22 protein-coding genes are annotated in these 26,055 nt (G+C 45.3%); 19 read left to right on the top strand and 3 right to left on the bottom strand.

What is annotated here, in order from left to right:
- Positions 1–111: 111 nt before the first annotated feature.
- Positions 112–621, bottom strand: a complete 510-nt coding sequence (locus AB6C75_RS17360) for a CpxP family protein (protein WP_372108402.1) — start codon at positions 619–621, stop codon at positions 112–114.
- Between the two features lie 179 nt (positions 622–800).
- Between AB6C75_RS17360 and AB6C75_RS17355 the strand changes: the two genes are divergently transcribed.
- The 4 genes from AB6C75_RS17355 (at position 801) to trmL (ending at position 4,120) form a co-directional block, all read left to right on the top strand.
- A complete protein-coding gene (locus AB6C75_RS17355) occupies positions 801–1,490 on the top strand; it encodes a response regulator (RefSeq protein WP_009844719.1) in 690 nt (229 codons plus the stop codon).
- Complete coding sequence (gene cpxA / locus AB6C75_RS17350) at positions 1,490–2,869, top strand: envelope stress sensor histidine kinase CpxA (protein WP_017096534.1); 1,380 nt, start codon at positions 1,490–1,492, stop codon at positions 2,867–2,869. The genes AB6C75_RS17355 and cpxA overlap by 1 nt, the downstream gene beginning before the upstream one ends.
- A gap of 76 nt (positions 2,870–2,945) precedes the next feature.
- Positions 2,946–3,563, top strand: coding sequence for a superoxide dismutase (locus AB6C75_RS17345; protein ID WP_012604973.1), 618 nt, complete (start codon positions 2,946–2,948; stop codon positions 3,561–3,563).
- 77 nt (positions 3,564–3,640) lie between these two features.
- Complete coding sequence (trmL, locus tag AB6C75_RS17340) at positions 3,641–4,120, top strand: tRNA (uridine(34)/cytosine(34)/5-carboxymethylaminomethyluridine(34)-2'-O)-methyltransferase TrmL (RefSeq protein ID WP_009844716.1); 480 nt, start codon at positions 3,641–3,643, stop codon at positions 4,118–4,120.
- 121 nt (positions 4,121–4,241) lie between these two features.
- On the opposite strand, the gene AB6C75_RS17335 is transcribed toward trmL, so the two are convergent.
- The gene (locus AB6C75_RS17335) at positions 4,242–4,766 is read right to left on the bottom strand and encodes an FxsA family protein (RefSeq protein ID WP_012604974.1); all 525 of its coding nucleotides are present in this window, start codon (positions 4,764–4,766) and stop codon (positions 4,242–4,244) included.
- 284 nt (positions 4,767–5,050) lie between these two features.
- Here AB6C75_RS17335 and aspA point away from each other — a divergent pair, with 284 nt between their 5' ends.
- The 11 genes from aspA to AB6C75_RS17280 all read left to right on the top strand — a co-directional run bounded on the left by aspA (position 5,051) and on the right by AB6C75_RS17280 (position 19,791).
- A complete protein-coding gene (gene aspA / locus AB6C75_RS17330; RefSeq protein WP_009844714.1) occupies positions 5,051–6,502 on the top strand; it encodes an aspartate ammonia-lyase in 1,452 nt (483 codons plus the stop codon).
- Between the two features lie 181 nt (positions 6,503–6,683).
- Positions 6,684–7,991: an anaerobic C4-dicarboxylate transporter gene (locus AB6C75_RS17325; RefSeq protein WP_009844713.1), complete on the top strand. Its 1,308-nt coding sequence runs from the start codon at positions 6,684–6,686 to the stop codon at positions 7,989–7,991.
- A 510-nt stretch (positions 7,992–8,501) separates the two neighbouring features.
- The gene (locus AB6C75_RS17320) at positions 8,502–9,950 is read left to right on the top strand and encodes a YfcC family protein (protein ID WP_012604975.1); all 1,449 of its coding nucleotides are present in this window, start codon (positions 8,502–8,504) and stop codon (positions 9,948–9,950) included.
- A gap of 803 nt (positions 9,951–10,753) precedes the next feature.
- A complete protein-coding gene (gene arcA / locus AB6C75_RS17315; RefSeq protein ID WP_372108398.1) occupies positions 10,754–11,977 on the top strand; it encodes an arginine deiminase in 1,224 nt (407 codons plus the stop codon).
- Positions 11,978–12,049: 72 nt separating this feature from the next.
- The gene (arcC, locus tag AB6C75_RS17310) at positions 12,050–12,961 is read left to right on the top strand and encodes a carbamate kinase (RefSeq protein ID WP_009844708.1); all 912 of its coding nucleotides are present in this window, start codon (positions 12,050–12,052) and stop codon (positions 12,959–12,961) included.
- A 195-nt stretch (positions 12,962–13,156) separates the two neighbouring features.
- Positions 13,157–14,167: an ornithine carbamoyltransferase gene (locus AB6C75_RS17305; protein WP_009844707.1), complete on the top strand. Its 1,011-nt coding sequence runs from the start codon at positions 13,157–13,159 to the stop codon at positions 14,165–14,167.
- Between the two features lie 515 nt (positions 14,168–14,682).
- Positions 14,683–15,612 carry an aspartate carbamoyltransferase gene (gene pyrB / locus AB6C75_RS17300; protein WP_004729720.1) on the top strand — a complete coding sequence of 310 codons (930 nt, stop codon included), beginning with the start codon at positions 14,683–14,685 and terminating at the stop codon, positions 15,610–15,612.
- Between the two features lie 15 nt (positions 15,613–15,627).
- Positions 15,628–16,092 (top strand): aspartate carbamoyltransferase regulatory subunit, encoded by a 465-nt coding sequence (gene pyrI, locus AB6C75_RS17295; protein WP_009844706.1) that lies wholly within the window; start codon positions 15,628–15,630, stop codon positions 16,090–16,092.
- A 327-nt stretch (positions 16,093–16,419) separates the two neighbouring features.
- On the top strand, positions 16,420–16,908 hold the full coding sequence (locus tag AB6C75_RS17290; RefSeq protein ID WP_009844705.1) for an arginine repressor: 489 nt from the start codon (positions 16,420–16,422) through the stop codon (positions 16,906–16,908).
- A gap of 175 nt (positions 16,909–17,083) precedes the next feature.
- Entirely contained in the window at positions 17,084–18,949 is a 1,866-nt protein-coding gene (locus AB6C75_RS17285; protein WP_372108396.1) for a protein-disulfide reductase DsbD, read from the top strand.
- Between the two features lie 212 nt (positions 18,950–19,161).
- A complete protein-coding gene (locus AB6C75_RS17280) occupies positions 19,162–19,791 on the top strand; it encodes a response regulator transcription factor (RefSeq protein ID WP_012604978.1) in 630 nt (209 codons plus the stop codon).
- Here AB6C75_RS17280 and AB6C75_RS17275 read toward each other — a convergent pair.
- Positions 19,788–21,539 carry a potassium/proton antiporter gene (locus AB6C75_RS17275; RefSeq protein WP_372108394.1) on the bottom strand — a complete coding sequence of 584 codons (1,752 nt, stop codon included), beginning with the start codon at positions 21,537–21,539 and terminating at the stop codon, positions 19,788–19,790. The two genes, AB6C75_RS17280 and AB6C75_RS17275, sit on opposite strands and share 4 nt — an antisense overlap.
- Before the next feature lie 426 nt (positions 21,540–21,965).
- Between AB6C75_RS17275 and AB6C75_RS17270 the strand changes: the two genes are divergently transcribed.
- From AB6C75_RS17270 to AB6C75_RS17255, 4 genes are all read left to right on the top strand, one after another.
- Positions 21,966–22,232: a DUF4212 domain-containing protein gene (locus AB6C75_RS17270; RefSeq protein WP_004729726.1), complete on the top strand. Its 267-nt coding sequence runs from the start codon at positions 21,966–21,968 to the stop codon at positions 22,230–22,232.
- Between the two features lie 10 nt (positions 22,233–22,242).
- Positions 22,243–23,946 carry a sodium:solute symporter family protein gene (locus AB6C75_RS17265; RefSeq protein WP_009844700.1) on the top strand — a complete coding sequence of 568 codons (1,704 nt, stop codon included), beginning with the start codon at positions 22,243–22,245 and terminating at the stop codon, positions 23,944–23,946.
- A gap of 202 nt (positions 23,947–24,148) precedes the next feature.
- A complete protein-coding gene (locus tag AB6C75_RS17260; RefSeq protein ID WP_372108392.1) occupies positions 24,149–24,532 on the top strand; it encodes a hypothetical protein in 384 nt (127 codons plus the stop codon).
- Positions 24,533–24,544: 12 nt separating this feature from the next.
- Positions 24,545–25,930 (top strand): class II fumarate hydratase, encoded by a 1,386-nt coding sequence (locus tag AB6C75_RS17255; protein WP_372108390.1) that lies wholly within the window; start codon positions 24,545–24,547, stop codon positions 25,928–25,930.
- The last annotated feature ends 125 nt before the right edge of the window (positions 25,931–26,055 follow it).

Raw genomic sequence — 26,055 nt, 5'->3', positions numbered from 1 at the left:
CAGCTCGGAAGGATCCTTCAACCGATCACTTTGGCTTTAACTGATCGGCATTAGCACTAGGCCGCTTCTTTCTAAACACTTTCAATCAATTCAGCTTTTTCAAACCATGAATTACTTATCTTTGTTCATGCGTTTTTCCATTTTGTCCGCACATTTAGCCATGCTATCTTGCTGGATTTCTTTCAGTTGAGTCTTCTGTTCAGGTGTTAGCACGCTCATCATTTGATGTTGCTTCTTCAGCATGGTTAAACGACGCTCTGTTTGCTTCTCTACCATTTGGCTTGCTAGGTCGTTTGCCGCCGCTTCATCAAAGGTATCGGCTAGAATTAAATCTTGAACTTTCTCGTGGTGCGCTTTCATCTGCGCCATCTTGTCCGCTTTATTACCTGAATGTTTTGCTTTCATTTCAGCACGGTTCGCTTCACGCATCTCTTTTAGCTCTGCTTTTTGAGCATCCGTCAGATCCAGTTGGCGCATCACTTTTTTGTCAAAGCCGCCACACTTGCCGTGCATGCCTTTGTGGTCACCTTTATCGCCACCGCCATATGCGAACGCGCTTGCAGTACCTAACATAAGTGGAAGTGCCGCAGCTACTAGTACAAGTTTCTTAGTCATTTTCATAATTTTTGCCTCAATTCGGTATAATCAGTCATGTGTTGCGTTTGTTTTCAGCGCTTAGATATAGATTAGTCTTTCCCTCGTAAAGCGACGTTTAGAAAGCGTAAAGAATCGTAAAGAGTGAAAGTTGACGAATAATTAGCAGTATTATTAACCTATAAACAACTGATTAAGGCTTCCCAATGGCGAACATTCTTCTTATTGATGACGACACCGAGCTAACCGGCTTACTTAAAGACATACTGAGCTTTGAGGGATTCACTGTTTCCGAAGCCAACGACGGCTATGCGGGGTTGGAAGCTATCAATGATGAGATAGATTTGATTCTTTTGGACGTGATGATGCCGCGCCTTAACGGTATGGAAACGCTAAAGAAACTAAGAGAAAATTGGGAAACGCCAGTACTGATGCTGACAGCTAAAGGTGAAGAGATCGACCGTGTTATTGGCCTTGAGCTTGGCGCAGATGATTACTTGCCAAAGCCTTTCAGTGACCGAGAGCTGCTCGCTCGTATTCGTGCCATCTTACGTAGAACGCAGATCAACACCGCTCCTAAAGCAGCCAGTGATAAGATTCAATATCAAGACATTGAAGTGTTCCCCGGCAAGCAAGAAGCTTATTGTAATGGCCAGCTTATCGATCTTACCACCACCGAGTTCGCTTTGCTGAGTCACCTAATCCAGAACCCAGGGCAAGTGATCACCAAGGAAGCGTTGAGTTTGGATGTGCTGGGCAAAAGGCTTGCAGCATTTGACCGTGCGATAGACATGCACATATCCAACCTACGTAAAAAAATCCCAGAACGCAGTGACGGTAAATCTCGCATCAAAACCTTACGAGGCCGTGGCTACTTATTGGTAGAGGAAGATTAATGCGTATACCTAAAATCACCAGCTTATATGGACGTATCTTTGCTATCTTTTGGTTCACCATGTTACTGGTGCTTTTGTCGGTACTGTCACTTCCCCATTTAGACCCGCGAGTGGCGCGCGATGTGCCTGCCGATCATCTCGATAAACTCGAACGTATCGCTAAATTCACAGAAAAGCGCTACGCCAAAGAATCTAACCTGGGAAAAATAGTGTTCCAACTTGAGGCACCGCGTAGCCGCAAGGATTCTCGTGCTCGTATTTACCTAACCGACCTTGAAGGCGCAGTCCTTACATCGAAAAGACACTCAAATTACAAACTTAAAGCGATTCGTAATTTTGTTACCTCGATAGATAACCCTGAATTACCCAAGCAAAAGTTATACGGACATTACATGGTAGCAGGGCCAGTGCCGATTACACTCGCAGGTGAAGAACTGTTGATGTACGCCGGAGTAAAGTGGAATCAACCTCCTCCATTTTTGCTGCGCTTATTTGATAGACCTTTACAGCTCTTGCTTGCGGTAATGCTAGCAAGTACCCCACTGCTATTATGGTTAGCTTGGGCATTGAGCCAACCTGCTCGTAGACTTGAACGCGCAGCGCAACGTGTGGCGAAAGGTCAGTTTGAGGTCGATCCCACACTCGAAAAAGGCACCTCAGAATTCAGACAAGCGGGTGAGAGCTTTAACCAGATGGTCGAAGCGGTTAATCAGATGATTTCGGGGCAACAACGCCTACTTTCTGATATCTCACACGAGCTACGATCGCCATTGACCCGCCTACGCATGGCGAATGCACTGGCGATTCGTAAACAAGGTGAGAGCCAAGAGTTAGAACGTATCGATATGGAAGCTCAGCGATTAGAGCAAATGATCAGTGAACTACTGACGCTATCACGCATGCAGGTCGACAGCCACATTACTCGTGAGGTTCAACCTATTTCGAGCTTATGGGAAGAGATCTTAAAAGATGCAGAATTTGAAGCTGAACAGATGGGTAAATTACTGACGTTTTCGGAGATCCCAGAGCGTTCTATTTCGGGTAACCCTAAGCTACTGATGAGTGCCTTGGACAATATTACGCGCAATGCTATCTACTACGGTAAAGACCAAGTCGATGTGCAATTCGATGTTGTCCAAGATCGGCTAACGATTTGCGTCAATGATAATGGCGATGGTGTGCCTGATGACGAACTGGATTCAATCTTTAGGCCTTTCTACCGCGTTTCAACCGCTCGTGATCGTAACTCCGGCGGCACAGGGCTTGGGCTTACCATTACAGAGAGTGCGATTCGTCAACACAGCGGAACCATCACTGCAAGCCGTAGCCAGCTCGGTGGATTACAACTCAAAATCACCCTGCCTATCCTGCCAGTGTAATACCCCCACAAAGATCACAGTTGATAATGATTTCCATTATCATTATGGTAAGTCCTCTAATTAAGGAGGATTTACCATGTCACACTCTTTTCCTGCTCTACCCTACGCCTACGACGCCCTAGAACCTTACATTGACGCTAAGACGATGGAAGTGCATTACAGCAAGCACCATAGAACCTACTACGATAAGTTTGTTGCGGCGATTTCTGGCAGTGAACTTGAGCAGCAATCTCTGACCGAGATCTTCGCTAACATCTCTCAGCACAGCCCTGCCGTTCGCAACAATGGCGGCGGTTACTACAACCATATTTTATATTGGAACTGCATGGCTCAAGATGGCGGGGGTGAACCGGCAGGTAAACTTGGCGACGCGATCCAAAGTACTTTCGGAGATTTCGAGACGTTCCAAGATCAGTTCGCTCAAGCGGCAATCAATACCTTCGGTTCAGGCTTTGCTTGGTTGGTAGTAGAAGAAGGACAACTGAAAATCATCTCGACCTCAAACCAAGACAACCCGTGGATGGATACCATCGCCAGCAACGGTGAGCCGATTCTTGCACTGGATGTCTGGGAACACGCCTACTACATCAGCTACCAAAACCGTCGCCCTGATTACATCAATGCATGGTGGAACGTGGTGAATTGGAATGCGGTTTCTGAAAACTACGCACAAGCACTCGCGAATAAAGCGTAAGCCAATGGTGGTGAACTGTACTCACTCAGCTTGCCACCGTATACTCTGGCTATCTTTGATTATTCTTGTGAACCAACATGTTTGATATCGCTCTATACGAACCTGAAATTGCGCCCAATACGGGTAACATCATCCGCCTATGTGCTAACTGCGGCGCAAACCTGCACCTGATTGAGCCGCTTGGCTTTGATTTTGAAGAGAAGAAAGTTCGTCGTGCTGGCTTGGATTACCACGATCTAGCGCGTGTTAAGCGTCACAAGAACCTAGAAGCCTTTCTTGAGTATCTAGAGAATGAACGCGAGGGTGACTTCCGCATCTTTGCTTGCACGACAAAGACCACAGGTCACCACGTGGATGCGAAATTCCAACAAGGTGATGTGTTGATGTTTGGCCCTGAGACACGTGGCCTGCCTGCAGAGTTCATCGAAAGCATGCCAATGGAACAACGCATTCGTATTCCAATGATGCCAGATGCGCGTAGCCTCAACCTATCTAACGCGGTTGCTATTATTGCATTCGAAGCGTGGCGACAAATGGGCTTTGAAGGCGCGGTATAACCGAACGCTCACCCCCTGCTAGCAATAAAAAAGGCTCTTACCATTATCACTTTCTTGCGAAGGATAAAGGTAAGAGCCTTTTCTGTTTTTCCCTCTATATAAAGAAGAGAGAAAAAACGGATTAGTTTAAGCGGTTACGATCGTTGTCATCGTCTTTCTTCTCAAATTCACCCTCAAAGGTGTTGCCGTCTTTTGATTGATCTGATGGGTCGCGATTGAATGGGTCTTGTCCAAATGGACTCTGACCAAAACCAGCCTGTCCACCCGCATGGAAACCGCCAGACATATTGGTCACCACCATTTTTTCCATCATTTTCTTAGCAATCATCGCTCTTGGTGCTGGTAGCAATACCAACATACCGAGTGCGTCCGTCATAAAGCCAGGAGTCAGCAGCAATACACCAGCAACCGCAAGCATCACGCCTTCAAGAATCTGTTGTGCTGGCATTTCGCCTTGTTGTAATCGACCTTGCACAGACATAAGTGTTTGAATGCCTTGGCTACGAACAAGCGATGCACCAACAAATGCAGTAATCAAAACCAACGCAATAGTTGGCCACAATCCTAAGAAGCCACCAACTTGAATAAATAGCCCAATCTCAATGATGGGTACGAAGATAAATAGTAATAATAAGATAGGAAACACACGCCCTCCTTTGTTACATCCAGTTTACGCTGAAAGCCCTATCAATCTCAAATTTATCCTGTAAATAAGCGTGTTTATTGACCGAGAATAACTTTGCAAAATATTGACGAAACAAAACCGAAAAAGGTGATCAACTTAATATTTTTATGCGCTAAGTACAGTATCATGTGCCACATAAGTCAGGACGGATTTATCAGCCCAATATTCTAGCGAACGGAGTATTTGCACACAGAATAGGCTAATAACTAACTATATAATCAGAATAATTCTCTAAGGATCCTGTTATGGCTAATCTATCAGAAGCTCAAGTTGAAGCTCCTCAAGCTACTCGTCTCGAAGAAGATCTACTAGGTCAACGTCATGTTCCGGCTGATGCTTACTACGGCATCCACACTCTACGCGCAGTTGAAAACTTCAACATCTCAAATGTAACGATCTCAGATGTACCTGAATTCGTTCGCGGTATGGTGATGACAAAGAAAGCAGCGGCTTTAGCAAACAAAGAGTTAGGTGTAATCCCAAGCGAAGTAGCTAAATACATCATCGAAGCTTGTGACCTCATTCTAGACACTGGTAAGTGCATGGATCAGTTCCCATCGGATGTATTCCAAGGTGGTGCTGGTACTTCTGTAAACATGAATGCTAACGAAGTAGTGGCAAACGTGGCTCTTGAACTTATGGGCAAAGAAAAAGGCCAATATGAGTTCATAAACCCAAATGACCATGTAAACCGCAGCCAATCAACTAACTGTGCTTACCCTACGGGTTTCCGTATCTCAGTTTACAACAGCGTTCGTAAACTGATTGACGCTATCGAATACCTAAAAGGTGCATTCGAGCTTAAGAGCCAAGAATTCAACACAATCCTGAAGATGGGTCGTACTCAACTTCAAGATGCAGTACCTATGACGGTTGGCCAAGAGTTCCACGCTTGGGCTGTAACCATCAACGAAGAAATCAAAAACCTAGAATACACTTCAAAGCTATTGCTTGAAGTTAACCTAGGCGCAACGGCTATCGGTACAGGTCTGAATGCAGCTCCGGGTTACCAAGGCCTAGCAGTTAAACACCTAGCGGAAGTAACTGGCCTAGAGTGTGTAGCGGCTGAAGATCTTATCGAAGCAACATCTGACTGTGGCGCATACGTAATGACGCACGGTGCACTTAAGCGCCTAGCGGTTAAACTGTCTAAGATTTGTAACGACTTACGTCTTCTTTCTTCAGGCCCACGCACTGGCTTTAACGAACTAAACCTACCTGAACTGCAAGCTGGCTCTTCAATCATGCCAGCTAAAGTAAACCCAGTTGTGCCTGAAGTAGTAAACCAAGTTTGCTTTAAAGTTCTAGGTAACGACAACACGGTTTCTTTCGCGGCAGAAGGCGGTCAGCTTCAACTGAACGTAATGGAACCTGTTATCGCACAAAGCATGTTTGAGTCTCTAGACATTCTAACAAACGCATGTGTGAACCTACGCGACAAGTGTGTAGACGGCATTACTGTGAACAAAGAAGTGTGTGAATCTCACGTATTTAACTCTATCGGTATCGTCACTTACCTAAACCCATACATTGGCCACCACGAGGGTGATGTTGTTGGTAAGATCTGTGCTGAAACAGGTAAAAGCGTTCGTGATGTAGTTCTAGAACGCGGGTTATTAACCGAAGAAGAACTTGATGACATTTTCTCTGTTGAAAATTTGATGCATCCTCAGTATAAAGCAAAACGCTACGAATAACGTTAGCGAAAAAGGGCTCCAAACGGAGCCCTTTTTTAGGCTCCAATACGGTTAACCATGTTAATTTTGTGGATTTCTATTGGTTGCACTTTTGCGAAATAGAATCTAAACCATAGAACTATTATGTGAACATTCCAGCGGCGAATGTTCACATAATAAAATCTAAAATGAGGTGTTACTTATGATTGCAGTAGAACTATTTGTCGTCCTGCTCTTTATCTTTTTGGGGGCCAGAATTGGCGGTATCGGTATTGGTTTTGCCGGTGGTGCTGGTGTTATTGCCCTTTCACTGATTCTTGGCGTTCCAACAAGCCAGTCTTTCATCCCGATCGACGTAATCTTGATCATCATGTCGGTTATCACCGCAATTGCTGCTATGCAGGTTGCTGGCGGTATGGACTGGTTGGTACAAATTGCAGAAAACTTTTTGCGTAAACACCCTGAACGCATCACCTTTTACGCGCCGATTGTGACCTTTGTAATGACACTAATGGCCGGTACTGGTCACACAGCATTCTCTACGCTTCCTGTAATCGCAGAAGTAGCGAAAGGCCAAGGTGTTCGTCCTTCCCGTCCACTGTCTATCGCAGTTGTAGCCTCTCAAATTGCTATCACAGCTTCGCCAATCTCGGCTGCCGTTGTCGCTTTCGCAGCAATGCTGGCACCCTTTGGTGTTGATTACCTAACGCTATTGATGGTTTGTATCCCAACAACCTTCATCGCTTGTATGGTTGGTGCGGTTGTTGCTAACTACATGGGTAGCGAACTGAAAGACGATCCTGTTTACCAAGAACGTCTAGAGAAAGGTCTAATCAAACTGGCGACAGAAGAGAAACGTGAAATTCTACCAACAGCGAAGAGAGCAACGTACATCTTCCTAGCAGCGATTGGTTTCGTGGTTTGCTACGCAGCGGCTATCTCTAGCTCTGTTGGCCTAATTGAAAACCCAGCGCTTGGTCGTAACGAAGCGATCATGTCTGTGATGCTAGCAGCAGCAGCGGCTATCGTGATGTTCACTAAGATTGATGCTGCGAAGATTTCTTCAGCGCCAACATTCCGCTCTGGTATGACAGCGTGTGTTTGTGTACTTGGTGTAGCTTGGTTAGGTTCAACGTTTGTAAACGCACACGTTGCTGAGATCAAAGACGTAGCAGGTGCTCTGCTGGCTGACTACCCATGGATGCTGGCTCTTGTTTTGTTCTTCGCTTCTATGCTGCTTTACTCTCAAGGCGCAACAACAGTTGCACTAATGCCTGCAGCTCTAGCGATTGGCGTAGCACCACTAACAGCCGTGGCTTCTTTTGCTGCAGTAAGTGCACTGTTCGTACTTCCAACTTACCCTACGCTACTGGCAGCGGTTGAGATGGATGACACAGGCTCAACGCGTATTGGTAAGTACGTATTTAATCACCCATTCTTCATTCCTGGTGTGGTAACAATCAGTACAGCGGTTGCACTCGGCTTCGCATTTGGCGGCCTATTCATCTAGTAATCACTAATGTTCTAAACTAAAAAAGGAAGCTTCGGCTTCCTTTTTTGTTTTCTGCTCAATGTGTTATTTGATACACGTCAAATAACCGTTATAAAATTCAAAAACCAACTAAAAATAAAGTTTGAATAAAATTCCAGGATTATTCAACCCAACTAATAACAACACTTACCAAATCAATCTCCCCTCGCTTTCATCTAATCCACATCGAATATTAATCCAAACTAACTAACCAAAAAACCTTGCTGTTTTTATGCCATTTTCAAGCCATCTTATTGGCCACTATTTTTGTGAACAGCACCAAACTTAAATAGTTAGGTAAGGAATAAAATAACCGCAGCTAAATTAAATCTAAATTCATTTGGATTGATAAATATAAAAATAACCTTAATTTAAAGTCAGCAACTTTATATCGTTGAGTGCTTTATAAGTGTCCATGTATTTACAATCTATAAATCATTAGTCGCTAATTCACATCACTTCTATTTAAGATGATGTAAGGAGATAGCCATGACAACTCAAACGATACCAAGCGAGAAAAAAAAGGGCGGCTTCTTTGCCAACTTTAAATTTCCTTCTGCCTACACCATTCTATTTATTCTGATTGCGTTCGTCGCTCTGCTTACCTGGATTGTTCCAGCAGGCCAATACGACCGTGCAATGAATGAAGAGCTAGGCCGAGAAGTACCCGTAACCGGAACCTATCAAGCGGTAGAAGGTAACCCTCAAGGCGTGATTGATGTACTGCTAGCGCCTATTGATGGCTTCTACGACCACAATAGCTATGAAGCAGCGGCTATCGACGTTTCGCTGTTCATCTTAATCATTGGTGGCTTCTTAGGACTAGTAACCAAAACAGGTGCCATTGATGCTGGCATCGAGCGCGTTACCGCCCGCTTAGAAGGGCGAGAAGAGTTGATGATACCAATACTGATGGCACTGTTTGCCGCAGGTGGTACTGTCTACGGCATGGCGGAAGAATCACTGCCATTCTATACATTACTAGTACCAGTAATGATGGCAGCTCGCTTTGACCCTCTAGTTGCGGCTGCGACGGTATTGCTTGGCGCAGGCATTGGGGTGCTAGGCTCTACCATTAACCCATTCGCGACCGTTATTGCTGCCAACGCCTCTGGTATTCCATTTACCGACGGTATCGCGCTGCGTATTGGAATGCTGATTATTGGTTGGGGTATCTGTGTCGCCTACGTCATGCGCTACGCAAGAATGGTACAAGCCGATCCAACAACATCGATTGTTTACGACAAATACGAAGAGAACAAAGCGCACTTCCTTGGCAACGCAAGTGGTGAAAAACTGGAGTTCACCGCGACTCGCAAACTGATCCTGGCCATTTTTGGTGGCTCTTTCGCTGTCATGATTTACGGTGTATCCGTTGCTGGATGGTGGATGGCAGAGATCTCCGCGATGTTCTTAGCAGCGACTATTATTGTCGGTATTGTGTCTCGCATGAGCGAGGAAGAGTTCACAACTAGCTTCATTGACGGTGCTCGAGACCTACTGGGCGTTGCGCTTATCATAGGTATCGCACGTGGTATCGTAGTCGTAATGGACCGCGGTATGATCACCGACACTATTCTTTTCTCAGCAGAACAAATGGTGACTGGCCTTTCTTCAGTTGTCTTCATTAACGTGATGTTCTTCTTAGAAATTCTACTGTCATTCTTAGTACCTTCGACCTCTGGTCTAGCAGTGCTGACTATGCCAATCATGGCGCCATTAGCCGATTTTGCTGGCGTAGGTCGTGACCTTGTTATCACCGCTTACCAATCTGCATCTGGCTTGGTCAACTTAATCACTCCAACCTCTGCAGTGGTAATGGGCGGCTTGGCGATTGCTCGTGTCCCTTACGTGCGCTGGGTTAAATGGGTGATGCCATTAATCGGAATCTTGATGGTGTTCTGCATCGTTGTACTAAGTATTGGTGCGCTTATCTAAAACCTACACACCACCTTCTCGTTCAAAGCCGCTTTCTTAGCGGCTTTTTTATTGCTATCTCCCTCAGAGCCAGTCCCAAAACAACCTCACGAGCTGCACACACTCTATTTTAAGCCTCTCTATAGCCAACCTCATCAGCCAACCTTAAACAACCCAAGGACACCTTCGACAAAGCGTAAATCAACGTTTTAATATTGATGTTAAGGCTAATAAAAAATAATCCATTCCTCTCCATTATGTTTATAAAGATATTTAGTCATTTATTAACGTTAATTATATTTAAAGTTATTCACCTTGTAATAACCAAAGGGGAAATAAATGCTATTTTTTTAGAAAACTGGCTTAAAAAAACCAATTATAAAGTGTGACCACAACAGCTTTATTCGCATTTATTTTGTTAATAAATAATTAATTTCACATCCAAAATTAAATATCTAAATAGAAACTTTGCATACTTCCAAGCTAAGTACATTCTTATCAATAAAACTATTATGCATATAATCCCTAACAATTTTAATTCTAGGAAGGTTCATCAAAAAAGCGTGCATAAAGTTCCCTAACAGCTAACTATTTAGAATGTAATCGTCATGACTAAAAGTGCATAAAGTTTGTTAAAACCCTTAATTTTAAAGGGCTGCGGGATAAAAAACGATTTGTGATAGATCTCTAAGAATACCTGAGTAGCAGGCGTAGTATTAATTCCAGACAAGAGATATGAATAAAATAATTCATTATTCTCCACTGAAAATAAATAATTACTCTTAGCGATAAAAGTAATTCAAATATATAAGAGAGAGACGATCATGAGTAAGTTCTATGTAGGTTCTGAAATAGGTCAATTGCGCCGTGTTCTAGTTCACCGCCCAAGACGCGCACTGACTCACCTAACACCCTCTAACTGTCACGATTTACTATTTGATGACGTACTGGCTGTTGAGCGCGCAGGTAAAGAGCATGACGCATTTACTAAAACGCTACGTGATCAGGGTGTTGAAGTTCTTCTTCTTACTGACCTACTAGCAGACACACTAGCAGTGCCAGAAGCGAAAGACTGGCTACTAAGCTGCCAGGTATCTGATTACCGTTTGGGTAAAACATTCGCTAATGATGTGCGCTGCTACTTGGGCGACTTACCAAACTTAGAGCTAGCAAAAATCCTAACGGGCGGTCTGTCTTACGCTGAAATGCCAATGAAATCATCTTCAATGATGCAAGGCATGCACGCACCAACTGACTTCATTATCGAACCTCTACCAAACCACCTATTTACTCGTGACACATCTTGCTGGGTATACGGTGGCGTATCTATCAACCCGATGGCGAAACCTGCTCGTCAACGTGAAACAAACCACGTTCGCGCTATTTACCGCTGGCACCCAACATTCGCAGGCGAAGACTTCATTAAATACTTCGGTGATGAAGAAAACATCAACTACGACAACTCAACAATCGAAGGTGGTGACGTTCTTGTTCTCGGCCGTGGCGCGGTTCTTCTCGGTATGTCTGAGCGTACAACAGCACAAGGTGTTGAACACTTAGCGTCTAGCCTATTCAAACACGGTCAAGCGACACAAGTTATCGCAATGCAGCTACCAAAACACCGTTCTTGCATGCACTTAGACACCGTGATGACTCACATGAACGAAGATACGTTCTCTGTTTACCCTGAAGTGGTAAGTAAAGACGTGCAGTGCTGGAACCTAACTGGCGATGAGTCAGGCGCAGTGAAAGTGAAAGAAGAAGGCTACTTCGTAACAGCTATCGAGAAAGCACTTGGCGTAGACAAGCTAAACCTAATCACAACGGGTGGCGACAACTTCCATGCAGAACGTGAGCAGTGGAACGATGCAAACAACGTTCTAACGGTTAAACCTGGCGTTGTTATTGGCTACGAAGGCAACACATACACCAACGAAAAATACGACAAAGCAGGCATCACGGTTCTTCCGATTCCAGGAGACGAACTTGGTCGCGGTCGCGGTGGTGCACGCTGCATGAGCTGCCCAATTGAGCGTGATGGTATCTAATCACTAAGACGAAACGGCCAAGTTGAACGACCTTAAATAATCTCAACTTGGCCAAAATGAGAGAACACAATTATGACTAAGCAAACTGTTGTTGTTGCACTCGGCGGTAATGCCCTACTTCGTCGCGGTGAGCCGTTAGAAGCCGATGTTCAACGCCGTAATATTGAAACGGCTGTTAAAACCATCTCTGAAATCGCGAAAGTGTACAACGTGGTTCTAGTGCACGGTAATGGTCCACAAGTTGGCTTACTTGCTCTGCAAGGTTTGGAGTACAAAAAAGTAAACCCGTATCCATTGGATGTATTGGGCAGTGAGACTCAAGGCATGATCGGCTACATGCTGATGCAAGAGTTCAAAAACTACCTGCCTGACCGCAACATCTCATGCATGTTGACGCAAATGACCGTTGATCCAAACGATCCTGCATTCGCAGATCCAACTAAGCCAATTGGCCCGATCTACGAAGAAGCAGAAGCGCGTGAGTTAGCGGAGAAATTCCACTGGATCGTAAAACCAGACGGGCAACATTTCCGTCGAGTAGTGCCAAGCCCACGCCCTACTGGCATTGTTGAACACGAAGCGATCACTCAACTTATCGATGCAGGTCACCTCGTAATTTGTACTGGCGGTGGTGGTATCCCAGTGAAAAAAGAAAATGGCAAATTAGTCGGCGTTGAAGCGGTTATCGACAAAGACATGTCAGCGGCTTTCTTGGCGAAACAATTGGATGCGGATGCACTACTTATTCTGACCGATGCTGACGCTGTATACCTTGATTGGGGCAAACCGACTCAACACGCACTGCGCAGTACTACACCAAGTGAATTGGCGAAGTTTACATTTGATGCAGGCTCAATGGGGCCAAAAATTGAAGCATCCTGCGAGTTCATTCAACAAGGCGGCAAAGTAGTTGGTATCGGCGCACTCGAAGATGGTTTGCAAATCCTGCAAGGCCAAGCGGGCACCAATATCACCAAAGGTTAATGCACTAGCGAGCTTTATCATCTTGAAAAACTTAAAGCTTGAGAACCTTAAGTCTTGAAAGCTTTTAAAGCTTGCGAAAACAGAATCAAACGAAACAAACAAAACCGAACAACTTTAACTAAAAATTGAATCGCGCTTTCTTGAATTTTATTTCCCTGTAACAAGGAAGCGCCTAAATCTAAGAAGGAATACATCATGGCTTTTAACCTACGCAATCGTAACTTCCTAAAACTACTAGATTTCACTCCACGCGAAATTCAACACTTGTTAGATCTTTCTATGGAGCTAAAAAAAGCGAAGTACAACGGTTACGAACAGCCAACACTGACTGGCAAAAACATTGCGCTTATCTTTGAAAAAACCTCAACTCGTACTCGCTGTGCATTCGAAGTAGCAGCATTCGACCAAGGTGCTCGAGTTTCTTACTTAGGCCCATCTGGCTCTCAAATTGGCCACAAAGAATCAATGAAAGACACCGCTCGCGTTCTAGGCCGTATGTACGATGGCATCGAATACCGCGGCTTTGGTCAAGAAATCGTTGAAGAGCTAGGCGCTTACGCTGGCGTTCCTGTCTGGAATGGCCTGACTGACGAATTCCACCCAACACAAATCCTAGCTGACTTCCTAACTATGACGGAATACGGCCGTGGCAAGCAACTGCATGAAATCAAGTTTGCTTACCTAGGTGATGCTCGCAACAACATGGGTAACTCTCTAATGGTTGGCGCTGCGAAAATGGGCATGGACATTCGCCTCGTTGCTCCAAAGCAATTCTGGCCAGAAGAAGAGCTATTAGCTCAATGTCGTGAAATCGCAGAACACACTGGCGGCAAAATCACGCTAACAGAAGATGTTCAAGAAGGCGTGCAAGGTTGTGACTTCCTATACACCGACGTTTGGGTATCAATGGGCGAAGCAAAAGAAGCATGGGCTGAGCGTATCAACCTAATGATGCCTTACCAAGTCAACATGGACATGATCAAAGCAACAGGCAACCCACATGTGAAATTCATGCACTGCCTACCTGCTTTCCACGGCGAAGATACAACTGTCGGCAAACAGCTTGCTGCTGAATATCCGCAGCTTAAAGATGGCGTAGAAGTGACGGATGAAGTGGTTGAGTCTGAATACTCTATCGTATTCGATGAAGCAGAAAACCGCATGCACACCATCAAAGCAGTAATGGTTGCGACATTAGGCAGCTAATTACCTAAGAAACTAAGAAACTAAGAAACTAAACAGTTAAGACGTTAAAAATTAAGAAGCTAGGCACTCACTTGTTCGAAATACGTTGATAAGTTAAGTGCAATGACAGGGAAATGCGGGTGGCGTTCTTGGGATTTTGACCTTGAATAAAACTCGCATTTTTTTTCATGCGGTTGAAGAGATAATTTCCTGGAAAACCCTGTAAGTCTTAGCCCCAACAAAGACTTAAATGGGAGTTCAAAATGGACGTAATCTCGCATAAAAATCTATTAAATGAATACTTTACAGAAAGTATTGCATGACCTTTCTATCTGAGTATAATCCTCCGCAATTTGTCTTAAGAGAGCAAAAAATGAACCGCAATTTTTTCGCACATGATTGTCAGCCAATACGCCTTAGAACGGCGTTGGTGTCATTTTTATTTTGCTCTATTGATCATTTCGAAGCCTCCTATTTTTAGGGGGCTTTTTTTTGTCCGCAATTTGACTGTATGCATAGAAAAAGGAAGACCCGTTATGGCGCATTCGTTATTTAACAAGCACATCATCTCCATTCCAGAGCTATCTCGTGATGAACTGGAGCTTATCGTCGATACTGCAGCAAGACTCAAAGCAGAACCAAACCCTGAGCTGCTGAAAAATAAAGTCGTTGCGAGCTGCTTCTTTGAGCCTTCAACTCGAACTCGCCTCTCATTTGAAACCGCAGTTCAACGCCTTGGCGGCACAGTCATCGGCTTTGATAATGGCGGCAACACATCGCTGGCGAAAAAAGGCGAAACACTTGCCGATTCCGTTCAAGTTATTTCATCTTACGTGGATGCCTTTGTGATGCGTCACCCACAAGAAGGCGCAGCACGTTTGGCCTCTGAATTTTCTAACGGTGTGCCAATTGTGAATGGTGGCGACGGTGCAAACCAACACCCAACGCAAACCTTATTGGATCTGTTCTCGATTTACGAAACGCAAGGCACGCTCGATAACCTCAATGTGGCTTTCGTCGGCGACCTAAAATATGGCCGTACCGTACACTCTTTGACGCAAGCACTATCAAAATTCAATAACGTGCGTTTCTTCTTTATCGCGCCAGAAGTGTTAGCGATGCCTGATTACATCTGTGAAGAATTGGAAGAGATGGGCATCCAATACAGCACCCACAGCAGCATTGAAGAAGTGGTGCCTGAATTGGACGTCCTGTACATGACTCGCGTACAGAAAGAGCGCTTTGATGCGTCAGAATACGCGCACATGAAGTCGGCTTACATTCTAACGGCCGATACCTTGAAAGATGCACGCCAGAACATGAAGGTGCTTCACCCATTACCACGCGTCGATGAAATCACAACCGACGTAGATAAAACGCCACACGCTTATTACTTTGAACAAGCTGAAAACGGTGTATACGCTCGCGAAGCCCTATTGGCCCTAGTTCTTAACGACACTTTATAAGCAGGAGAAACAGTCATGGTTAAACAAACTCAGCTACAAGTAGAAGCGATCCGTAACGGCAGCGTGATTGACCACATCCCTGCTCATCTTGGTATCAAAATCCTTAAACTGTTTAAGCTACACAAAACAGAACAACGCATCACCATGGGATTGAATCTGCCATCATCTGCGCTTGGTCATAAAGATCTGATCAAGATTGAGAACATCTTTCTGACCAAGGAACAAGCCAACCAATTGGCTCTGTATGCGCCGCAAGCGACGGTAAATCAGATTGAAGAGTACAAGGTGGTTAATAAGCTAACATTAGTACTGCCAGACCAAATCAACAGTGTGTACTCTTGCCCGAATAGCAACTGTATTTCGCACGGTGAACCCGTTGAAAGTAGCTTTAAAGTGCAGCTAAAACACGAAAACGTCCAACTAAAATGTCACTATTGTGAAAAAGTATTCTCCCGCGAGATCATGAGTGAAATACGCTAGCCCTTAGCGCTCTTACCTTCGTAAAAGAAACCGCTCAAACTACATGGATATTTATTCCTAACCCGGAATAAATATCCACTTACCTAAAGAATAAAACTCCACAAAAAAAGCAAATAACCAGAATTTTGTTTGGTGATCACCTTCAAAAAGATAACTATTCTTTAGTGGTAGACTGGATGAATAGAAGATCATACATCACGCATACCCTTCCTATTTATTTCGGGATTCATCGGTAAGCCCTAATTAACAATCGTACTCTACGGCTTTGGGAGTGCGTTCTGCGCTATGGACAAGCGATATCAACACGTTGACCTTAAGGAGTTGTTCATGAACCAAATCACTGAGCACGGTTGCTTGTATTCAGCTGAAGATAAAACACTGACCGCAGCGTGCAAACGCTTACTACAACAGCAAAGCTTCTCGACCCAGAACCAGCTGCGAGAGAAACTCGTCGACATTGGTTATACAGGCATTAGCCAGTCGACTGTGTCTCGTATTTTGTCACAACTCGGTGTTGTCAAAATCCAGAATGCCTGTGGTAAAAAGGTTTACTGCATCACGGTTGAAAGCGCGCCTGTGCGTGTCGATGCGTCAATCTCATCACAAATCGAATTAATTACTCACAACCAAGCGATGGTGATCGTAAAAACAAACCCTGGTTGCGCACAGTTGGTCGCAAGATTAGTCGATATCGACCCACATACCGAGATTATCGGTACGGTTGGCGGCAATGACACCGTGCTAATTATTCCGAAAGACACCACGAATATAGATGCTTGCGAACAAGTAGTAAGAGCACGCTTAGGAGTGGCTTAAATGTCTTATTGGCAAAAGCTGACAACTCATGTTGAGCGACTGACACTCTCTCGACTGCCCCAGAAAATAGCCCACCCGCCTTAGGGGATATTTGTTTACCGATGAAACTAATCACAAACTATTACGGTCTGATTGAGTTAAGATACCTTCAACTCCATTTTGATGACTAAATAGTATGCGACGACTTGCCACATTACTTTTTGTTTGTGTTTCCCTGTTCACCCAGCCTGCGTGGGCGCTTTTTGGAAACGACAACGCCGAGCCAAGCTTCGGAGGCAATAACAACGGTTTTGTCCCTGTAGACCAAGCTTTCCCTTTCAATTACTACCAGCAAGACGGCAAGGTCCTTCTCGACTGGCAAGTAAAAGAGGGCTACTACCTCTATCAACATAGCCTCTCGTTCACTGGCCAAAATCTCACTATCGGCAATGTTGAAATGGAAAATGGCCAACCACACCAAGATGAATTCTTCGGTGAGGTGAGCATTTATACTCAGCCGTTATTCGTGCAAGTTCCTCTACAGAGTTACCAAAATGGCTCACAGCTGATCGTTAAGTATCAAGGCTGTGCAGATGCTGGTTTCTGTTACCCACCAGAGATCCGAGTAATCGACATTGAACCGTTTACTGCGACGAGTTCTGGGGATATGAAAAGCAGTGATGTGCAAAACAGTGGTGCTTTACAAGGTTCTTCTGATGCTGCTGGTGAAGCTGACAATTCAGTACAAGCCTCTTCTCCTACCGCTGACGCAGCAAGCAATACCACTCAACAAACCAATGCTCCCGTTTCAAAAGAAGCAGGCTTAGCCGATAAGCTGGGTGACAGTTGGTGGACGCCACTATTATTCTTAGCTCTCGGTGTTGGCTTAGCCTTTACGCCGTGTGTTCTGCCTATGTACCCAATCCTAACCGGTATCGTATTAGGCGGCGGCAAGCTCAGCCAAGGTCGTGCGCTGATGCTGTCCTTCATCTACGTGCAAGGCATGGCGCTGACCTACACCTTATTGGGTTTAGTGGTTGCTTCAGCTGGCATGCAGTTCCAAGCTGCGATGCAACACCCTTACGTATTAATCGCGCTGAGTGTTCTGTTCGTGACGTTGGCGATGTCGATGTTCGGCGTTTATAACCTACAACTGCCAAGCAGTATCCAAACTTGGCTTAATAACCAAAGCAACAAACAACAAGGTGGTAATACCTTGGGCGTGTTCGCAATGGGCGCTATCTCTGGCTTGGTGTGTTCACCTTGTACCACAGCGCCACTGTCAGGCGCGTTATTGTATGTGGCTCAAAGTGGCGACCTATTAACCGGAGCGATCGCTCTGTATGCGTTAGCGATGGGTATGGGTATTCCGCTGATTTTGGTTGCGGTGTTTGGTAATAAGCTACTACCAAAAGCAGGCAGCTGGATGGACAAGGTGAAGATCGTATTCGGCTTTATCTTGCTGGCAGCGCCTATCTTCCTGCTAGAGCGAATTATTCCTGAATTGTGGGCAACGGTACTTTGGTCTGGTCTTGGGTTCATCGCCTTTGGTTGGCTTTACCACAGCAAGAATGCACTGCCATTCGGTGGTTGGAAACAGAGCGCTGTAGGTATCATCGCGATGCTTGGCCTGTTCGCATCAGCTCAACCTGCACTCAATTACTGGTTCGCAGAAAAGAGCGTTGTGGTTGAGCAACAAATCCAATTTGCCCGCGTCAACACGGTTGAAGAGTTAGAAATCCAGCTCATCGAAGCCAAGAAACTCGGCAAACCAGTGATGCTCGATTTCTACGCCGATTGGTGTGTGGCATGTAAAGAGTTTGAGAAGTACACCTTCCACCAAGCAGATGTTGAGAACAAGCTTTCTGATTTCGTCCTGCTTCAGGCTGATGTAACGAGAAACATGCCTCAAGACATTGAACTGCTTAAACAATTGCAGGTACTCGGGTTGCCAACCATAGAGTTCTGGGACGGCAAGGGTAACCATGTTCCAAATGCTCGTGTGACGGGCTTTATGCCTGCCGATGTATTCTTAAAACACATGCAAGACCACCAGCTATAGCGACGACATTCGTCTAAATACAAGCACTAACGAAAGCCGCACCGCCCCTCCGTAACGAGATGGCAGTGCGGCTTTTTTGTTATTCAGAGTAACGCTTTCTTATTCTGGGGATAAAAGTCGATATGGTTCAGACTTTTAATGCATAAATATTGTCCACATACTCAATCAGGATGATAATAAATATTAACTAAATTGTTAAAAGTATGAACGTCATGGACTCGACCTATACCATCATCATTGCTGATGACCACCCTCTCTTTCGCAACGCCCTGTTTCAGTCAGTTCATATGGCTATCAGCGGTGCGAACCTGCTTGAGGCTGATTCTCTCGATGCCTTACTGACTCTACTAAAAAAAGAAGATGAACCCGACCTGTTGCTTCTCGACCTTAAAATGCCGGGAGCAAACGGGATGTCGGGCTTAATTCAACTGCGTGCTGAATATCCAGATTTACCGATTGTGGTGATATCAGCCAGCGAGGATGCCAGCGTTGTCACTCAAGTGAAAAGCCACGGTGCGTTTGGTTTCATTCCTAAGTCGAGTGATATGCGTGAATTGGTCAGTGCACTGAATCAAGTGCTGAATGGCGACCCGTTCTTTCCTGAAGGGCTTATCACCAATAATGCAGCCTGTAGCGACCTTGCGGAAAAGCTTTCCACACTGACACCTCAACAATACAAGGTGCTAGGGATGCTTTCAGACGGCTTGCTAAACAAGCAAATCGCGTATGAATTGAATGTTTCGGAAGCGACCATCAAGGCACATATGACAGCCATCTTCCGTAAACTGGATGTGAAAAACCGAACTCAAGCAGTTATCTTGCTACAAGAAGTCCACAACTAAGCTTCGCTTAAATTCTCTTCTAAAGTCGTCTTTGGTAAACATAAACCCAACCTGACGACTTTATGATCATCTATCTCTGCAACCACCCAAGTAATGTCATGCCACACAAAACTATCGCCTAATACAGGGTGGGCACCAAGCTCTCGCTCAGCCAATTGTTTTAGCGTCATTTCTCGCTCTTCTTCCGAGCCCAGTTCAATACCATAACAATCACTGACCGCTGCAACCGATAGTTCGACATCCAGGAAGAAATCACCAAAGAATCGAGCGGCCTCTTCAGCTAGAGGAGCCTCACTGAATAGCGCACTTAAGCTATCTAGGTCTTTATCTTGACCAAGCACACAGAGAATATCGTTCGCCTCTAACACGGTGCTACCCGATGGGTGAAGCAAAGCATCTTTTCTAAACAGTGCCGTAATTCGCGTCCCTTCAGGCATAGACAAACGCTTAAGCGGTTCACCAACACACCACTTTTCCTCTTTCAGCTTGTAGACAAACATCTCCCACTCACTGGTCGGATAAATCTCCATGCCAGTACGAGAAATCGGTGTTGGTGTCGGTGGTAAGGTCACCTGAGCCAACCTCGCCACTTTCATCAAACTACCGCCCTGAACAATCAGCGAAACCATAACCACGAAGAAGGCGATATTGAAGTAAAGCTGAGCATTGGGCAGGCCAGCCATCATCGGGAACACCGCCAAAATGATCGGCACAGCGCCACGTAAACCTACCCAAGAAACAAACCAACGTTCTTTGGTGGTAAAGCTTCTGAACGGCAGTAAACCCAACCAAACAGACAACGGGCGAGCAAACAAGATCATACCGAAAGCCAATGCTAACGCAGGAAGTGCAATGTCCATCAATGTCGATGGTGTAACCAATAGCCCCAGCACCAAGAACATCACGATCTGGCTTAGCCACGTCATGCCATCAAGAACATTAAGGATAGAGTGTCGAGAGCGCGTCGGACGATTACCAATGAACAGACCGACTAGGTAAATCGATAAGATGCCACTACCACCAAGCATGTTAGAGAACGCAAACAGAGCCACGCCCCCACTGAGTACCAGAATGGAGTAAAGGCCATCAGCCAGTTGTACTCGATTGATTAAGCTCCATAGAACCCAGCCGCCGCCAATACCAACAAGAGTACCGATACCAAACTGCATCGCAAAACTTTGCAGTAGGAAGTTCATTCCCATCTCAGCGTCAGGGTTACCTAACAGCGCAATTAAAGTCACCGTCAGGAAGACCGCCATTGGGTCGTTAGTGCCTGATTCGATCTCTAGAGTTGAACCCACACGCTCATTGAGACTCTGTCCTTTCAGCAAAGAGAATACCGCTGCCGCATCGGTTGAACCAACAATCGCCCCGACCAAGATGCCCTGCATTAATGACAAGTCAAACAGCCAAGCCGCCATTAATCCGGTTAAGGTTGCTGTACATGCGACACCTATCGTCGCCAGCGAGAGCGAAGGCCAGAAAGCGACCTTGAAGCTCGCCACCTTGGTTCGCATACCGCCATCCAACAGAATCACGGCAAGCGCAAGGTTACTCACCAAGTAGGTCAGTGAGTAATCATCGAAATGAATATTACCGGGTCCATCTTCACCCGCTAACATACCAACGAACAAAAAGATCAAAAGAATAGGAACGCCCAATCGAGAGGACACTTGTGAGAAAAGTACACTGATGGCGATGAGTACGGCACCAGTCAAGAATAAGTGGTTAATGGTTATTGCGTCCAATTCGTTCCCCCAAAGAATAAAATCCGAGCTTTAAGCCTGTTGATCTTTTGCCGTTTAGCAAGGCACGGTCGGTGAAAGTGCCGTAGTTACTATAACAAACTTATGTTTCGCTTCGTGTCATAAGCAGGGCTAAATACAGTTTCTCGGTCATTTAGTTGTTAAATTTTATGACTCGCACTCTAATTCATCCCTCTTTGTTAGACCTTTGGCTAATTTAACAATACTGTAACATCGCATTTTTCTATGGTTATGTCTCCTAGCTCCCATATTTCAGTACATTAGCGCTAATACCATCCCGACTAAAGTTGCACAGATCCCTTGACTTATCCTTGCTACATTCTAAATCGTAACATTACGTTAACACGCTATTTTACAAAACGGTTTCACAAAAACGGTTTCTACGAAAACGGAATAAAGGAGAAGGCAATGGCGTTCGAATCTACGGAACATGCTCAAGCCTACTGGAAGGAAAACTTGGGAATAATGGGAACACTACTCGCAATATGGTTTGTGGTGTCTTACGGCGCTGGCATCTTATTTGTGGATGTCCTAAATACCATTCAATTTGGCGGATTTAAGCTAGGTTTTTGGTTCGCTCAACAAGGTTCAATTTATACCTTCGTGGCGTTGATATTTATTTACGTTGTTCGCATGAATAAGCTGGACAAAAAATACAACGTACAGGAAGACTAGAGGCTAGAACATGGATATTCAAACTTGGACGTTTATTCTCGTCGGTATTACTTTCGCAGTCTATATCGGCATCGCAATCTGGGCTCGTGCTGGAACAACGAGTGAATTCTACGTTGCTGGCGGCGGCGTACACCCAGTAGCAAACGGCATGGCAACAGCCGCTGACTGGATGTCGGCAGCATCATTCATCTCAATGGCAGGTATCATCTCATTCGTTGGTTACGACGGTGCGGTTTACCTCATGGGTTGGACAGGTGGTTATGTACTACTTGCGCTATGTTTAGCACCTTACCTACGTAAGTTCGGTCAGTTTACGGTTCCTGATTTCATCGGTGAACGTTACTACTCGAAAACAGCACGTATGGTAGCGGTATTCTGTGCAATCTTCGTATCATTTACGTACGTTGCAGGCCAGATGCGTGGTGTTGGCGTTGTATTCTCTCGTTTCCTAGAAGTTGATATTAACCTAGGCATCATCATTGGTATGGGTATTGTGTTCTTCTACGCAGTGCTTGGTGGCATGAAAGGCATCACTTATACGCAGGTAGCTCAATTCTGTGTCCTCATTTTCGCCTTCCTTGTTCCAGCAATCTTTACCTCAATCATGATGACAGGTAACCCACTTCCACAAGTTGGTATGGGCTCAACGCTATCAGGTACAGATGTATACTTACTTGATAAACTGGATGGACTAACCGAAGAGCTCGGATTTACAGCCTATACCGAAGGTAACAAGAGCATGGTAGATGTATTCTTCATCTGTGCAGCTCTAATGGTAGGTACTGCCGGTCTTCCACACGTAATCATTCGTTTCTTCACGGTACCAAAAGTACGTGATGCTCGTATCTCAGCGGGTTGGGCACTACTGTTCATCTCATTGCTATACACAACAGCGCCAGGCGTTGCAGCCTTCGCTCGTGTAAACATGATCGAAACGATTAACGGCCCAGACATGCAAGGTGTCGCAGCAGCAGAAGCACCAAGCTGGTACAAAAACTGGGAAAGCACTGGCCTAGTTGGTTGGGAAGATAAGAACGGCGATGGCAAAATGTTCTACTCGGGCGATGAACGCAACGAGATGAAGATTAACCGTGACATCATCGTACTGGCCTCTCCAGAACTAGCAAAACTACCAAACTGGGTTGTCGCACTGCTTGCAGCCGGTGGCTTAGCCGCAGCACTATCAACAGCCGCGGGTTTACTATTGGTAATCTCAACGTCGATTTCACATGACTTGTTGAAGAAAGGCTTCAGACCAAACATGACCGACAAGCAGGAGCTGTTAGCCGCTCGTTTAGCTGCCATGATCGCGATTGTAGGTGCAGGTTACTTGGGTATTAACCCACCAGGCTTTGTAGCACAGGTAGTAGCGTTTGCCTTCGGCTTAGCCGCAGCATCCTTCTTCCCAGCGATCATCCTAGGTATCTTCTACAAGAAGATGAATAAGGAAGGCGCAATTGCAGGTATGTTGTCAGGTATTGCCTTCACAGCAAGCTACATCATCTACTTCAAGTTCATTAACCCAGCAGCAAGCACACCGGAAAACTGGTGGTTTGGTATCAGCCCAGAAGGCATCGGTACGCTAGGTATGTGTCTAAACTTCGTAGTATCAATTGCAGTGAACAAAGTGACCGCTGAAGTTCCTGAAGATGTACAAGAGATGGTTGAGAACATTCGTTACCCGAAAGGTGCTGGTGAAGCTCACGACCACTAAGCACGACAACGAAACAAAGATGTTTAGCAAAAAAGAATCAGTACTTACATTGTAGGGATTAGGTACTGACTCCAGAAAGCCGATACTTCATGTATCGGCTTTTTCTTTTCCCCTCCATTTTATAAAAAGATAAACAAAGGGTTGTTTTTAAAATCTCATTTGATAATAATTATCATTAACATCCATTGAAGAGATGCAAATAATGATGAAAGAACAGCAGAGTCTCTATTCGAGGTTTTACAAAGCACAAGATCGCTTTGCTTCATTAGAGCAAGTTCAAGGCCATGAGCCGTTTGTGATTCGAGACTACATCGAGTGTGCACTCACGCTTTCCGCTTACTATGAAAAGCATGCCGCCCAAGAAAACATCTTGTTGTGCGAGCTGTACCTGCGCCAAGTTTTCTTCCATTTGATAGAAGCGATTGAGTCTCCAGAACGCAGTTTCGCCTTTCGTCATATCTGCCTAGACTCTATTCACTCACCACTATTTTATTTGAAACGACACTACTGCCAGCAGCCACAAGGCCAAGCGCGTTTCTTGAATCTCAGCCAAACACTACAACAAGTCCAAGCCCCACTTAGCTAACAAGGATAGAAGATGACCCTACAATTTCGGATTGAAAAAGATAGCATGGGGGAAGTTAAAGTCCCTGCTGATGCGCTATATCAAGCACAAACTCAACGTGCCGTGGATAACTTCGCGTTTAGTTCGCACAAGATGCCAGCCAGTTTCATTCAAGCACTGGCGCTGATTAAGCAGGCCGCCGCCGATACCAACGCTCAGTTAGGTTTATTAGAAGGTGATATTGCCAACGCGATAGCCGAAGCTAGCCAAGAGATCATTGAGGGTAAACACCTCGAGCAATTCCCTATTGATGTTTACCAAACCGGTTCTGGTACAAGCTCCAACATGAATGCTAACGAAGTGATTGCGACACTCGCTTCAAGAAGCCTGCAAGGAGACGTGAACCCGAATGATCACGTAAACATGGGGCAAAGCAGTAACGATGTCGTGCCAACAGCAATTCAAGTCAGTGTCGCTTTGATGGCAGAAAATAAGCTACTGCCTGCACTTACCCACCTTTCTGCGGCACTTACCGTAAAACAGCATGAACTTGCTGAGGTAGTCAAAACTGGCCGTACCCATCTAATGGATGCAATGCCGATTACCTTTGCTCAAGAGCTTGGTTGTTGGAAATTTCAGATTGAACATGCCAAGCAAGCGATAGAAAGCAGCTTGCCAGCAGTCAAGGCGCTTGCTCAAGGTGGCACAGCGGTTGGTACGGGGATCAATGCCGACCCACGCTTTGCCGATAAGTTTGCAAGTAACCTGTCTCAATCGACAAAGATCAGTTTTACCTCGAGTGAAAACTTCTTTTTTAACCTCAGCAGCCAAGACGCGATCGTTGCACTGTCAGGTCAGCTCAAAACTGCAGCAGTTGCGATCATGAAGATCTCAAACGATCTTCGCTGGATGAATTCAGGGCCGTTGGCTGGCTTAGGGGAAATTGAGTTGCAGGCTCTACAACCGGGCTCGTCTATCATGCCTGGCAAGGTAAACCCTGTAATTCCAGAAGCTGCAGCCATGGCGGCGGCTCAAGTAATAGGTAATGACACCACCATTACGATTGCAGGCCAATCGGGTAACTTCCAATTGAATGTGATGCTGCCCGTTATTGCTCATAACGTATTAGAAAGCATTGAGTTGTTAGCAAACAGTTCAGTCGCACTGGCTGATAAAGCAATTTCTACCTTCATGGTACGCCAAGACAACCTCGATTTGGCACTGTCAAAGAATCCAATTCTGGTGACCGCACTTAACCCTGTGATTGGCTACTTGAAGGCGGCTGATATTGCCAAGAAAGCCTATAAAGAAGGCCTACCAATTCTGGATGTCGCAGAAAGAGAAACCGATCTTAGCCGAGAAGAGCTCAGCAAACTGCTTGACCCAACTACACTCACTCAAGGCGGTATCGCGGGTTAAAGTAAATCGGTCATCCATAACCGAGCGAACAGATCGAAAAAGGCCTCAGCTGAGGCCTTTTTAATATCTATGTACCGTCCTAAATATGGTTGACACATTTCCAACATGAAATTGGAGAGTGTCAT

It is taken from the genome of Vibrio sp. 10N.237.312.B06, assembly GCF_041464685.1.
Taxonomy (GTDB): domain Bacteria; phylum Pseudomonadota; class Gammaproteobacteria; order Enterobacterales; family Vibrionaceae; genus Vibrio; species Vibrio tasmaniensis_A.
The sequence above is the reverse complement of the archived record's forward strand: the minus strand, read 5'-3'. Positions and strand labels throughout refer to the sequence as shown.

What these genes read in the sequence shown, in the direction of transcription:
- AB6C75_RS17360 (WP_372108402.1), bottom strand. Translation starts at nt 621, where the DNA reads ATGAAAATGACTAAGAAACTTGTACTAGTAGCTGCGGCACTTCCACTT.
- AB6C75_RS17355 (WP_009844719.1), top strand. Translation starts at nt 801, where the DNA reads ATGGCGAACATTCTTCTTATTGATGACGACACCGAGCTAACCGGCTTA.
- cpxA (WP_017096534.1), top strand. Translation starts at nt 1,490, where the DNA reads ATGCGTATACCTAAAATCACCAGCTTATATGGACGTATCTTTGCTATC.
- AB6C75_RS17345 (WP_012604973.1), top strand. Translation starts at nt 2,946, where the DNA reads ATGTCACACTCTTTTCCTGCTCTACCCTACGCCTACGACGCCCTAGAA.
- trmL (WP_009844716.1), top strand. Translation starts at nt 3,641, where the DNA reads ATGTTTGATATCGCTCTATACGAACCTGAAATTGCGCCCAATACGGGT.
- aspA (WP_009844714.1), top strand. Translation starts at nt 5,051, where the DNA reads ATGGCTAATCTATCAGAAGCTCAAGTTGAAGCTCCTCAAGCTACTCGT.
- AB6C75_RS17325 (WP_009844713.1), top strand. Translation starts at nt 6,684, where the DNA reads ATGATTGCAGTAGAACTATTTGTCGTCCTGCTCTTTATCTTTTTGGGG.
- AB6C75_RS17320 (WP_012604975.1), top strand. Translation starts at nt 8,502, where the DNA reads ATGACAACTCAAACGATACCAAGCGAGAAAAAAAAGGGCGGCTTCTTT.
- arcA (WP_372108398.1), top strand. Translation starts at nt 10,754, where the DNA reads ATGAGTAAGTTCTATGTAGGTTCTGAAATAGGTCAATTGCGCCGTGTT.
- arcC (WP_009844708.1), top strand. Translation starts at nt 12,050, where the DNA reads ATGACTAAGCAAACTGTTGTTGTTGCACTCGGCGGTAATGCCCTACTT.
- AB6C75_RS17305 (WP_009844707.1), top strand. Translation starts at nt 13,157, where the DNA reads ATGGCTTTTAACCTACGCAATCGTAACTTCCTAAAACTACTAGATTTC.
- pyrB (WP_004729720.1), top strand. Translation starts at nt 14,683, where the DNA reads ATGGCGCATTCGTTATTTAACAAGCACATCATCTCCATTCCAGAGCTA.
- pyrI (WP_009844706.1), top strand. Translation starts at nt 15,628, where the DNA reads ATGGTTAAACAAACTCAGCTACAAGTAGAAGCGATCCGTAACGGCAGC.
- AB6C75_RS17290 (WP_009844705.1), top strand. Translation starts at nt 16,420, where the DNA reads ATGAACCAAATCACTGAGCACGGTTGCTTGTATTCAGCTGAAGATAAA.
- AB6C75_RS17285 (WP_372108396.1), top strand. Translation starts at nt 17,084, where the DNA reads ATGCGACGACTTGCCACATTACTTTTTGTTTGTGTTTCCCTGTTCACC.
- AB6C75_RS17280 (WP_012604978.1), top strand. Translation starts at nt 19,162, where the DNA reads ATGGACTCGACCTATACCATCATCATTGCTGATGACCACCCTCTCTTT.
- AB6C75_RS17270 (WP_004729726.1), top strand. Translation starts at nt 21,966, where the DNA reads ATGGCGTTCGAATCTACGGAACATGCTCAAGCCTACTGGAAGGAAAAC.
- AB6C75_RS17265 (WP_009844700.1), top strand. Translation starts at nt 22,243, where the DNA reads ATGGATATTCAAACTTGGACGTTTATTCTCGTCGGTATTACTTTCGCA.
- AB6C75_RS17260 (WP_372108392.1), top strand. Translation starts at nt 24,149, where the DNA reads ATGATGAAAGAACAGCAGAGTCTCTATTCGAGGTTTTACAAAGCACAA.
- AB6C75_RS17255 (WP_372108390.1), top strand. Translation starts at nt 24,545, where the DNA reads ATGACCCTACAATTTCGGATTGAAAAAGATAGCATGGGGGAAGTTAAA.